Source organism: Acinetobacter sp. YH12142 (genome assembly GCF_013418435.1).
In the GTDB taxonomy this organism is placed as follows: Bacteria; Pseudomonadota; Gammaproteobacteria; order Pseudomonadales; family Moraxellaceae; genus Acinetobacter; species Acinetobacter amyesii.
This window is the reverse complement of the sequence record NZ_VPCB01000010.1, coordinates 71,936-85,031: the sequence shown is the minus strand read 5'-3', so window position 1 is coordinate 85,031 and position 13,096 is coordinate 71,936. Positions and strand designations below refer to the sequence as shown.

Annotated in this window: 7 protein-coding genes and 1 pseudogene; 1 reads left to right on the top strand and 7 read right to left on the bottom strand. The window is 37.1% G+C overall.

Annotated elements, in window-relative coordinates:
• Positions 1 to 109 precede the first annotated feature (109 nt).
• Positions 110 to 1,552, top strand: a complete 1,443-nt coding sequence (locus FTU77_RS10085) for a capsule assembly Wzi family protein (RefSeq protein ID WP_180055701.1) — start codon at positions 110 to 112, stop codon at positions 1,550 to 1,552.
• Positions 1,553 to 1,658: 106 nt separating this feature from the next.
• Here FTU77_RS10085 and FTU77_RS10080 read toward each other — a convergent pair whose 3' ends face one another.
• From FTU77_RS10080 to FTU77_RS10050, 7 genes and pseudogenes are all read right to left on the bottom strand, one after another.
• Entirely contained in the window at positions 1,659 to 3,029 is a 1,371-nt protein-coding gene (locus FTU77_RS10080) for a phosphomannomutase CpsG (RefSeq protein WP_180055700.1), read from the bottom strand.
• 224 nt (positions 3,030 to 3,253) lie between these two features.
• Positions 3,254 to 4,867, bottom strand: coding sequence for a Tn7-like element transposition protein TnsE (locus tag FTU77_RS10075; RefSeq protein WP_180026173.1), 1,614 nt, complete (start codon positions 4,865 to 4,867; stop codon positions 3,254 to 3,256).
• 2 nt (positions 4,868 to 4,869) lie between these two features.
• Positions 4,870 to 6,402 (bottom strand): TnsD family Tn7-like transposition protein, encoded by a 1,533-nt coding sequence (locus FTU77_RS10070; protein ID WP_180055699.1) that lies wholly within the window; start codon positions 6,400 to 6,402, stop codon positions 4,870 to 4,872.
• The gene (locus tag FTU77_RS10065; RefSeq protein WP_180055698.1) at positions 6,395 to 8,083 is read right to left on the bottom strand and encodes an AAA family ATPase; all 1,689 of its coding nucleotides are present in this window, start codon (positions 8,081 to 8,083) and stop codon (positions 6,395 to 6,397) included. The genes FTU77_RS10070 and FTU77_RS10065 overlap by 8 nt, the downstream gene beginning before the upstream one ends.
• Positions 8,084 to 8,097: 14 nt before the next feature.
• Positions 8,098 to 10,197: a Mu transposase C-terminal domain-containing protein gene (locus FTU77_RS10060; RefSeq protein WP_180055697.1), complete on the bottom strand. Its 2,100-nt coding sequence runs from the start codon at positions 10,195 to 10,197 to the stop codon at positions 8,098 to 8,100.
• Positions 10,181 to 10,993, bottom strand: coding sequence for a TnsA endonuclease C-terminal domain-containing protein (locus FTU77_RS10055; RefSeq protein WP_104504133.1), 813 nt, complete (start codon positions 10,991 to 10,993; stop codon positions 10,181 to 10,183). The genes FTU77_RS10060 and FTU77_RS10055 overlap by 17 nt, the downstream gene beginning before the upstream one ends.
• A gap of 233 nt (positions 10,994 to 11,226) precedes the next feature.
• Positions 11,227 to 12,050 (bottom strand): annotated as a pseudogene (locus tag FTU77_RS10050) (IS5 family transposase).
• Positions 12,051 to 13,096: the final 1,046 nt, after the last annotated feature.

Sequence of the window (13,096 nt, the reverse complement as noted above, 5' to 3'; positions counted from 1 at the left end):
AATTTAAGATTAAATTGTGTATGGATTGTGCAAATAATCTAGTACTTATTTTCTTTTATCTAAAAAAAATCGCTATGATATGTGATAGATAAACTAATTTAAAAAATTTATGACATATCAAAACCTTAGAACTCTATCATTTGCAATATTATCTACTTTAGCTTTGCCCGTTGCTGCTCAAGGGATTGTATTAAACAACCAAGATGTACGCACAGATTTAAATTGGTTAAATCAGCAAGGCGTGATTCAAATTAGTACATCAACCTGGCCTTTGAGCGGCGATGAAATTCAGCGCGCTCTTTCAAATGCAAAAATTGAAAATCTAGCTCAGCAGAAGGTTTTCAATTCAGTCAAAGCCAGTCTGGAGGCTGAAAACACGTCTGCGAAGCTGGCGCTATTTGCTGAAACAGATCCACAAAATATTCCGCAAAAATTTGCAGATGAGCAAAAGTCTCAATATCAAGCAGCGCTTGAATTGAATGCTGGTGGCGCGCAGTGGGATGCAAGACTGCGTGTCAATGCTGAAAAAGATCCGATCATTGATCATGGGCAGGATGTCAATGTAGAAGGCTCATATCTTGCGGGTAAATTGTGGAATCAATGGCTCATTGCTGGGCAAATCCCGACCTATTGGGGGCCAGGACATGATGGCAGTCTAGTTCGAGGTGATGCGAGTCGTCCGGTCTATGGTTTGACTATGCAACGCGCTGAACAAAACGCATTTGAAACAAAATGGTTGTCTTGGATTGGACCTTGGCAATATCAAGCCTTTGCAGGTCAATTGGATGATTACAATGCGATTGCAGATGCAAAATTATTAGGTTTACGCGTCACCGTTCAGCCACTGCCTTATTTGGAGCTAGGCGCTTTTCGGATTCTTCAGTGGGGTGGGGAAGGACGTTCAGAAAGTTGGGATTCTCTTTGGAATGCAATTAAAGGCAATGACAACTTTTATGATGGTGATTTGGACAAGTCTAATCAGCTTGCTGGATTAGATTTACGTTTAAATTTACAGCAATTATCTAATTTACCATTGAGTTTATACGGTCAATTTGTTGGAGAAGATGAATCTGGTTTGCTTCCGTCCAGAAAAATGTATTTAGCAGGGGTAGATTATTCATCACATTTTAACCATATGCCTTTCCAGCTTTATGCGGAATGGGCGGATACACGTACTAACGGAGAAGTTTTGGGTTACTCTTATAACCATCATATTTATAAGGATGGCTATTATCAACACGGCTTCCCGTTAGGGCATGCCATGGGCGGGGATGGTCAAATGGTAAGTCTTGGTGGAGATATTCGCTTTGATGTTATGAATCGCTTAAATGGTCGAGTAATGATGGCCAAAGTGAATCAGTCAAATTCAATAAATAATCATGCATTTGCGCAAAAAGATGAAATTAAAGCTTTAGATCTTACTTGGACACATTACTTAAAACCAAATGCGCCATTGAAGCTGAATGGATGGGTGAGTGATTCTGATGTCTATGGTCAAGATGCGGGAGTGTCTATCGGAGTCGAAATTCCATTGGATCGTTCATTATTTTAATCAGTTGTCAGCTTAAATAGAATTTCTTTCTAGTTGAGCTAAGAAAAAAACCATTCAACTTAATGAATAAGTTGAATGGTTTTTTTTATTGGAATGCAGAACAATACTAACCTTGAATCAGCTGTGTTAATTCATCGACATAATCTTGCATTGGTTTTGGATTTTGATCTTTTCGGCTTTCAATATTTAAACGTAAAAGTGGTTCAGTATTCGATGCTCGAACATTGAAGCGCCATGCACCAAAATTTAGACTGACACCATCCGTTTCATCAATCGCAGGATTTTGATCGGCAAAGTGATCAAAAATCTTTTGAATAGTGGCTTGAGTATCCGCAACTTTAAAATTGATTTCACCCGAACAAGGGAACTTTTCAATCATACCTTCAACCAGTGAAGACAATGTTTGCTGGGTTTCTGAGAGTACAGAAATCACCAATAACCAAGGAATCATACCACTGTCACAGTAAGCAAAATCACGGAAGTAATGATGCGCTGACATTTCACCGCCATACACTGCATTGTGCTCACGCATTTTTTCTTTAATGTATGAATGCCCTGATTTAGACTGAATCGCTTCACCTTGGTATTGTTCAATCACATCAAAGGTATTCCAAACCAGACGAGGGTCATGCACAATTTTCTCACCAGATTGTTTCAGTAAGAACGCTTGTGCCAATAAACCGACAATATAATAGCCTTCAATGAATTGACCTTTTTCATCAAATAAGAAGCAGCGGTCAAAGTCACCATCCCACGCGATACCCATATCTGCATGATGTTCAATCACCGCATTACGGGTGCTGTCACGGTTTTCAACTAAAATCGGGTTGGGAATACCATTCGGGAAGGTGCCATCGGCATCGTTGTGAATTTTGACAAATTCAACAGGCATATTGAACTGTTTAAATTTTGCTTCAATGGCATCAACCACATGGCCCGCAGCACCATTACCAGCATTCATGACTAATTTGAGTGGGCGAATTTTGGCAGGATCAATATAAGACATTAAATGATCAATATATTCAGGAAGAATATTGTATTTTTCAGTTTTGCCTTTTGTGGTAACTTCATTAAAGTTGCCTGATTCAGCCAATAAACGAATTTCTTTTAACCCTGAATCCGCTCCAATCGGACGTGCATTTTCACGGACCAATTTCATGCCGTTGTAGTCCATTGGATTGTGGCTCGCAGTAATTTCGATACCACCTTGCACATCTAGATGAAAGGCACCGAAATAGACTTCTTCAGTCCCTGTCATGCCTAAATCTAATACATCAACACCCGCATCATTTAAGCCTTTGATGGTGGCTTGTTTTAAATCTTCACTGCTGAGGCGGATGTCGCAGCCCACCACAATCTTGTTTGGTTGATAAATTTGCCCATACGCACGACCAATTTTATAAGCAATCTCTTCATTGAGTTCTGTACCAAGTTTGCCGCGAATGTCATAGGCTTTAAAGCAAGTTAGTTTTGTCATGTAATCCTGCAATATCCCTCAAAAAAGGAAAAGATATAAATATATATTTTAAAGATGAGCATCTGATATACACATCTCAGCTAAGCATTTTAACAGCCTGAATAGGTCTTTATTCAAAAATTACCGATAGACATCCTTTATGGGAAAAATACTTCAATGTTTACAGTATATGCCATCAATAAATGATATATCTACCGCATGATTTTTAATCGTATTATTTAATATCAATTGAATGTGGAATGCCCCAGGATAGATAGGTGTCTGATGATATTCAGCCGCCATAGCTCTATTTCTTCCGAAGTATATGTCATTGATGCCTGTGACTTTTTAGGATGATTAATAGTTTTAAATAATCCCCATTCTGAAAGTATTTCCTTAGCAGGCCAACGTAAAGAGAGTCTCACAATCTCTAGTGTAAGTTTCTTGATGACCTCTTGACTAGGATGCGTGTCAGAATTCCATTGAATTATTAGAGTAGAAATACTCTTCGCACGATCATCAAGATCAATTTCAAAAATACTTGAAGCTCTGTCTTGATATTTGAATCTGAACTCAAGCAATGTTCGGGGATGATCTTTATGAATATAGTGTAGCCGCGATTTACCCACTTTGGGTAATCGATGGTAATGTGGATCTTCAGAGTCTAATACAATAACCTTTGACTCATTTAAGCCTATGATCATTTCTTTGAATGCAGTAAGGCTTTCACTGTAATATTCTAGATATTGAAGATCATCTGCGAGGCCCATGAATTCACCTTGTCCAAGGGTCCCTAATATTGATGGTTCATCTGTCGCAACGACATCTGGATCATCAAAGGTACCTCGTTCTTCCCCATATGACTTGTTCATCCCCTTGAGTTTTATATAGCGTTTGGCAGTACGGATTGGTTGCTGAAAACTTAACAGTACTGGTTCAGATTTAATAATTACCGTACCTTTATCTGAACTTGCTTCCTGTAGATCATCAATAGCCGGTTCTTCTGGCGTTTTTTCAATGCGATAGCTACCCTTTGTTGTATTGGTCGTTTCGTTTTGTTTTTGGATAAATTGAGAGCTAGAAAACTCAACCAGCTTAGGAAGTTTGGGTTGTATATTTTTAATTTCAAGAATTTCATTGATATAAATCTGATCTGATTCTTTTGAATAATAGGCTTTTACCGTAATTTCTGTATTTCTTAAAGACGGACAGCTAAAGTCGAAATTCCATTTCTCTCTTGATTTGTCTTGATATTTTTGTGAAATTAAGTGGGCGGCAATACTTTTATAGCAGGCTTTAATTTCACGATTAACTAGGATCCAAGCGAGAACACTGCGTATTTCAACAGAGTTATAAAGCGTAGTAGGAAAACTTTTTGACACCAATTCATGAATGATGTAATGATCTTTGTTTATTTTTTTGACAGCAAACTCTGCATCCAAAAATTCAGGATTGAACACATTACGGGCAAAGTATGCATTATGAAAAAACAAGGCACGGGCAAGTTCAAGCTTGGGTAAATGCACTAAGGTATTTTCATAGCGATGATCAAGATCAGTCATGATCTGAGACAACTGATTTTGTTGGCTGTAGATGTTGCATGTATTGTGCCAGCGTCTGAGATGTTCAATTTTATATGTCAGAATGAGTGGATCTGCCGATTTGTACTCTGGAGTTGGTTTTAAACATCTTTGACGTGCAAGTAAATGCATATTTGAGAATCTAACCCCGACAGGATATTTTTTTTTCGACATCAGGTCGTTGAGCTGAAGTTCGATCATCCAAGCTTTGTTTTTTTGTTCTCTATAAATAGTCCCCATGGAACGAATAAAGGCATTCTCAGGAAAATTTTTCAGCATTATTACACCTTAATAATCTGATCATATTGTATGACCTGGTTGAGGAAGTTTTGGGTTTCTTTTGTCATTCTGTCTGTTGTTAAGCCAGCTTTTCTGAGTAATACCCACAAGGGGATAGACTCATTTTTGAGTTTATTTAGCAGAAGTTCACGTGATAAGCGCCGAATTTGATAGCAGCTGACATCTTCTTGGTATTTGCTTAGAAATTTTGCGATTAATGGTAAGTTATCTAAATTCTTTTCAATAGTTGATGGGCTTTTTAATTGTTTGATCCACCAGGTTCTTGTTCTTCGAGGAGAGTCAAGGTTTTCCAGCAATTGTTGGTGTAAGCGAAGTAATGTTTTGACGCCTTCCCAATCACGTTGTTTCCAATTGACTTTTTTCCCAGATGGAATAAATGGCATCTGTTTCTGAGCATTGGTTTCTACTAGCCATTTTTTATCATTACGGTATAACCAAGCATACAGGGCTGTATTTTGTCGTCTTGCATTCACAATAGAGGTTTGTGCTAAAGCAGTTAACCATAAATGACGTTGGGTATGGATAACTGTGGGTTGTAACTTTTCGCCTACGGTGTTGTCACAGAAGCTTGTTGGCGTAGGTGAATATGCTTTCACCACTTTGAGAATCTCTTGAAAAGTCCAAGACTTCCCACCGTAAAATGCTTCAATCACGATGAAATGTTCTAAGTAAGAAAAACTGCGTCGATGTTTTCTAAACATATGATGAAGCCAGCTATTTTCCGTACACAGATCACCTAGTCCATGCTGTATTAGAAATGACATCGGCCAACGTTGCATAATCTTTTGGTAAATGAGTTCATGTACTATGTGATGTTTGCCTTTGACCATATTATGTTTTAAGGCAAGGTCTTTATAAAAAAGTGTCCATTGCGTTAAGTTAGCAGACGGGGTGTTTGTAAGTGAACAAAGTTCAATGGCTTTTTGTGCAATCAAAATTTCATCTAGGGAGGCGGGTTCTTGGGCATGTGTTGGACAGTTCTCTAAACAAGCGGCTTTGAATTCATGCTTATGGACGGGTCTATATTGCACGCTACTATTGAGGAGTTTCCCATGTTGAGGACAGCAACTAACACCTGGAATTTGCCACAGTCTAGACCAATACCATTCGCCATAGCTTTGTAATTGTTCTTCGAAACATCGAGGACAGTAGCGTAAGTATTCCGGAATATTAACTTTTGATGCATTGAGTCCTACAGCTAAGTGCAAAGCACCATGCGATGCTCCTTGCATGAAATGTAAGCAGTTTTGGCGTCTTTCTTCGGGAATAAAGCAAGCATATATTGGGAATAGTGTGTGTTTATCAATAAGATGATTTAAATCATAAAGTCTTTGGGGTAGCCAGTGCAAAATTTTTTCAAGATGACATGGCAGATCTACCGTTGCAGAAACTTTACGATTTTGAAACACTTCATCAAGGAGTTGTTTCGGGCTAGTGAGGGCCAAACGTACTCCAGCACGTGCTACAGTGCTGTAGATCAACTCATCAGGATAAGGCGTGGGAAAATTAAACATGTTGATGACTCTCCCTGAGCCATTGCTCAATATCAATTACATACCCTGTGTGATCTTTCAGGTGTTGATAAAATGAAAGAAGAGGGTCTTTTTGACTGTATTGAAAACGTAAGTCAGCATTATCTAACTGATGCCATGCTGCAGCTTTGATGGTAGGTTTTCGAGGGGATTGGAACGCTTTTTTCTGATCATTTTCCATGACTTTTTCAAGGTCATTTTCATCTTTGAGCCATTGCATAATCACAGGCAACAAAGTTTGCATGTCTGTATTTGGATAAGACTGAAATGCTCTTTTAATCATGTTTGGGAGTAGATCTGATTGATACCCCAATTCAACCAATAGTCGATGCAGACGAATCGCCTGTGAGTTTCCATCATAGATATCGACATCATCTTTCTCGCCATGTTCTTGTCTAATCTTTTCCTGCAAGTACAGTAATTTTTTGTCGACTTCGGGGATACTTAAGTCTGAGTACTGTGCAATTCTTTGAGGATCCCCACTGCGTAATGCCTCAATCATGGCATGGATTGGGATCATATCCTGCATGTAGGTGGTTTCTAGCAGTCTGATCGTAATACGTTCTACCCCAGTCTCGATCGCTCTGATCTGAGCCAATACAAACAGTTTCACCACCACATCTGGTATACCTTGTGATAGTTTATACCAACATTCCCGTATATCTTCAGATAGAGAAAGATCTGCTTTAGTCAGCCATTGATATTTCCAAAGTGTATCTGTAAACCCCACCCATTCAGACTTGATCACTTGCTGAGTGTGAGGAGAAACACTATTTTTTTCATTTTTGATCGGCTCCCATAATACTGCCCCAAATCCAATTGCTCTTCGAGCTGATCTGAAATCAGCATCAAATATAGGGCGTGCTTTTGGTGTACCGACCATTACAACAGGTAAGCTGATAATATTGACGAGGGTGACGAAAAAATTAAGCATCTTTTTCTCTCCCCCAGATTTATTAACGCTCAAATGTTGAATTTCATCGATGATTAATAAGCCAATCGCGTGAAGATTGGCAATTTGGCTCATTAGATGCATCAGCGTTTCAACACCATGCCTTTTTAAAGCATATTTTCTTTCATAATCTGAGCCAATTGCAGAATCCACAGCTCTGAAAAAATGTAAGCATAAGCTTTTTAATGATCCATCGTGTGGACAGTCAATTTTAAGATAGACAATTTGGGTGAAGTTATATTTTTCGTGAAAAATGACCTGAGGATATGTTGCTAGAATTCGATTTAATGTGGTGGTTTTTCCACTCCCTGAACAGCCAATAAAAGACATACTCTTGGCAGTCGATTGTGCTGTTTTAAATCGAAACGCATGGATATCCCCTGTCATCATTCGTTCGTAACCATTTTGCAGGTGAGTAGCTAATTCACCTTTTTCAAGATTACGTGCGACATATCCATCACGAATCATAATGCCAAGCTTTTGCTCAAGTGAATAGTGTCTTGAAATAGGCAGAAAAAAACTATTCATGAGCTGAGAAATCAGATGACTTCTAACCACTCCGGGTTCATGTTTCTCAAGCGGACTAATATCTACTGTACATTTCAAGGCTGTTTTAATATCGTTGAAATTACGTATTGGCGGCAATGCTTCTATAAGTGGATTGCCTCTATATTGACCAAAGCTCGGTTGATAAATGGCGTTGACTTTCATTTTTTTTCCTCACTTTAATCATCATCGAATAATTGATCAAAAAATGCAGGTCGATCGTATTGATCCTGGTCATCTGTGTGTGCTTTACCTTTTGAAAAAGAAACGATATTGCTTGGTCGTTCTTGATTTGATTTACGGGTAGGCACTGATTCTTTGAGCACTTCTCTTTCTTGGTCGCGTGCCTTTATACGATTCTCTTTAATGGTTGAAAGGCGATCAGCATTGCTTCGGGTTGATTGTCGTGTCGATTCAAGGGCTTTTTGAATGATTTCTTCATTTGAACGTTCTAATTCAGCACGGGCAATTTGTAATGAGGTATGGTAATTTGCCTGGCTAGACTTTTGCTCCTTCTTAACTTTCCAAACTTCCCAAAAACTACAGCCTATAAATTCTCTTGAGCGTTGTGCTAGTTGTGCTTCCCAATACTCAGAGTTAGACTGCGAAAAAAACACGTATATTTTTTCAGCATTAGCCGGATCATAGGCTATGGTTAATTTTTGTGGGCGCTGTATTGATGTAGAGCGATGCATCCAACCATTTTCTAAGATTTCTTTACAAATATAGTAAACACCAAAAACTTTAAGGCCTAAATGCGACAGTGTAGCTTCAGTCCGGGGGAGGAGAGCAATGTAGATCAAACGTTCAGAAGCTGTTCTTAATTTACCAGTCCTATTTTGGATCCCCCAATTCCACAGATGTAATGGAATATTTGGAAGATCTGTCGGCATATCGATATCACGATCATAAGATCTGATTTCATGTGTCTGATTATGCATTAACACAGAATTAAGTATAATCTTGGTAAACTCATGTATGGTCAGAGTAGCATCTAGCCGATAATCTTTACCTCCACGTTTCTTTTCTTTAATAGGTTGTACAACACCTGGTGCATAGGGTTTAAAGTCAGCCTGTATGGTACGAAAATATCGCTCGATAATCCCTTTAAGATCACCTCGATATGCAGGGGCATTTTCAATTCGGATAGCAAAACTTTTTTCTAGGTGTTCAATTTGATGACCGAGTAGTTCACCACGATCTGCTAAAATGGCTTCAGGTAAACCGATGCAAGGCCAATCCTCAGAACGTATTTCACGGCCAAAACTTTGACAATATTTGACTTTGTCACACATGGCAACACGTAGAACTTGCATGCTCGTAACATATGATGGATTTTCGAGACCAACATATATACCGGTCACCATACGACTAAATTCATCTATCATAAAATAGACAGTTGGCCGACCAATAATGCATGAGCGATCAGAGTCAGAAATGAGATATATATCTGCAATTGTTGCGTCAATTTGATATCGAGAACCTGGCCCTGAAACTTGTGAATTTGTTGTAGACAATAAAGGTCTGTTATCTTTCAAATATTGAATTTGAGGAGAACGCTTTTTAAGCCTAAAAGTGCGGCTAAAATCTCTTTCATAAAAATATTTAAATTGCCAAAAAGAAGGATACTCAGTCTTTGGTATATCAGGGTATTCCTCCTGATACAGTATCAGAAATTTACGGTAAGCGTATTTAATGGAAATTTTTTTGTCATTGAGTAAGTATTGATTGATAACTTTCTTAAATAATTTTTCCACGCTTTTATCAATTAATGCACCTGTACCAACAGAAATAACACGTGGTCGACCTAATTTTTTTTCAGTGACGGTTTTTTTTATCCCTTTTCCACCAGAATTATAATATTGAGGAATAAGCGCATTAGGTGTCATACCACGTTGCCAATAGCATCGTAATAGACGATAAATCGTTTGTTTAGTCGCGATTTTTTGTTGTACAACTTGTTCAATTAGATAAGCACGTTCTTTAGGATCATAAAAGCGTTCATGCTCAATAATTCTTTTAATTATGGCAAAGTTATGATCACGTTTTATCTGGTAAATAGATCCTGTATCTACAGAGAGTAAACAGAGATCTGAAAATGGGTCATGTGCTAGTTGGGCTTGACCAGAGATAACGAATTGTTCAAGTTCAGAAATTGGGATAAGTTCAGGCAAGGCTTTATTAGACTGTATATCCATCCACACTAAATACTGAGGGTATATTTTTAGAATCCGAAATAAAACATGATCTAATTGATAAACATTATTCACCTGAAACATTGCGAAGTTTCTCCAAATGTTGAATGTTTCCGATCTCAATGTCACGACCACAAATCTTTCTATAGCCTTTAGTGATATCGAAAAGAAAATAGCGCTGAGCAAGCAATTCCCTAATTTCTAGAAGAGAGGCACCTGCTTCCATTGAGTAGTGAGTATCAAGATATTTTGATAGCTCTATCAGTGTAAGTTCAGGTTTTTGAAGAAAATAATTTTGGTAAAAATCCATTTTTGAGAAGGTGTAGATATCATTATTTACTTTATTCAAGGGATATAGCCATTTAATATTATCTATAGCTGTAGATGAAATATCTTTTTCTGTAAAGAGAAACCAAGGTATGTTTTTTTGCTCCCAATAACGTCTCTCGAGTTCTAATTGAGCAATGGTCCTTTTTTGATCTAGGTGTATCGACTTAAGCGCTTTTACAACAAAGCAAGGGGGCTTTAGAGGAGAGTGATTGACGATAAAAAATGTTGAGGTAAGGATTTGATGGACATTTTTTTCAATAGGGTGTGGAATTTTTAGATCTTCAGCAATTTGAACAGTAGTTTCAAGATCGAGTGGGATTTGCTCCCGTATATCTTCAATATCCTGAATTCTATCTAGTGCTAAAAATAGTGCTAATTCTAAGTCAGAAAATAAATGGTGAGTCCTTTGGGTCTTATAACCATATACACGACTCGATCTTTCAGTCAGCGACTTATTATCTCTGACATTCAAAAAAGGCTTGTATGTATCTAATTGCCCTTGACCACGTCCTTCTTGCAGCCAACGTAATTGTTGTTGTCTTGAAACCATCCTAGAACTCATCTCTTTTTTTTTAGAAACTATCATTTGATTTAATTTTAATCAATATGGTTTCCTACTTTATTTCTAAAATATTAATTTTTTTTACTCTGTATGAATGATTATTTCTTCTTATGTATTGAGTGTTATTGATCTAAAATTTATTTAATTTTTTAAAATCAATAATATATATAATTTTTTAGATAGATATTTACTTACAAATAATAGACCTCTTGCGAAAGTTGTTATTGCAAGTTTATTCGGTTTACCAGTGGAGTAATTAAGTTAATGCGTAAACCGAATCTTTTCCGTCTATTTCGATAGCGTTCACTTAATATTCTAAATGTTTTCAATTGACTATTGATGTGTTCGATCACAACTCGTATTTTTCCAATCAGTTTATTGTACTTTTTCTCAACACTAAATAAGGGGAAATCCTTCTTTTTCTTCATGGGAATCAATAATTTAAAGCCATGTTGCTCTAATCCGTAGTGCCCTAAATCGGTCATAACATATTCACAATGTTTAAATTTCTTAACCGTTTTTCTTGCCAGTGTAATGTCAGGCTGACAGCCATTCGATATATCTAGCCCTATGATTTGTTTACTCTTCGGATGATAGATCACTTGAGCTTTTAGCGTATGTTTCTTCTTTTTACCACTATAGAACTTACTCTGATTTTTTTTTCAGGCGTTCGATTGAACATTCTGTCGCATCAATAATGACCCAGTTAAAGTGTTCTTCTGCTGTGGTTATGCTTCGTTTTGGCAGGGTAAAACGTCTTGATTTCATCAATGCATTTTCAACTTTTTTAATCGTCCGATTCACATTACTTTCAGCAATATGGTAATTTGCCGCTAATTCCAGTTGAGTGCTATAGTTACGTAAGTAATTGGTGAGTTAATAACAACTGGTCCTCTATATCTAAAGTATGAGGTCGACCTGATTTCTTTTTGAGTGATTCTGCTTTTTCTAAAACCTCTACCACCTCAGTAAAAACTTGTCGAGGTACGCCAACCAAGCGTTTGAATTCAGAATCTGAAAAACGGTTTAATTTCTGATATCTCATGAAATTTATATGGAAGTGATTTTTACTTTCGCAAGAGGTCTAGTCTATTCATATTTTTAACATAGAAGTTAGTTGTGTATGGCTTTGTTACACAAAGCTCATATAGGAGGCTTATTGAGTAATATAATCTCAAAATGAATAAGCCTATTCCTAAAATTTTTCGCACAACCAATTAGTCTTCCTATCATGGATCCTTGGTTAGCCCAGACAATCTTTCCATTCGGTTTCATACTTAGAATCGGTGGTATGATCAGCCAAAAGGAAAATAAAGTAAGAATCAAATCTACTCTGATACAATTATTCAATGATCAAAGCTCTATTTTAAGTCTCTTTAAGTAGCGGGGGAGGTTTGGTTCAAAGTCTGATTAAACTTTGCGGATGAGATGCGACATCCCTAGAGTACACAATGCTGTGTAGAAGAAAAAAGCATATTGCGATGAGCGATCAAAAAAAATCATGATAATCTCACCTTAAAAGTTGAACTTTCTTTAGCTCAGTTTAAATTTAAAATATTACTTCTATGAAAAATATTCTTCGGGATTTAAGCTTAAATTTATCCAGCTGCATTTATTTGGATATGGTAAGGCATTAAAGAAAAACAGTCAGACATCTAGGAGGGTCTCTGGTCTGAGTGCCGTCTTCGAAGGTTTGGTGGAAGCCACCATACATCGCATCAAATTATTAGACGATAAATTGCCAGTAAGGAGCTTCTCTAGTGAGAGTAGTGAGATGTATGCACATGTAGTAGTACTCAATAGATTTATAGTATTAATCTGTCCTCATACCTAAGCTGCATCTTAAAGTTGAATAATTAAGGGTAGCTCTGCCCTATGAATCTTTGGATAACAAAGCTAGTCCGTATAAAAAGTTATCTCTTCGGATAAAGTTTTGAGGGAATTTTGATAAGAATTGACAGAGTTGAGTGTTTTATATTGTAAGGTAATATAGTTTCATACTATACGATTTATAAATAACTGATTTTAATTAATAAATTTTTAGTATTAATTAAAGAAAGTTTCATACTACTAATAACAAAATAATTTTTG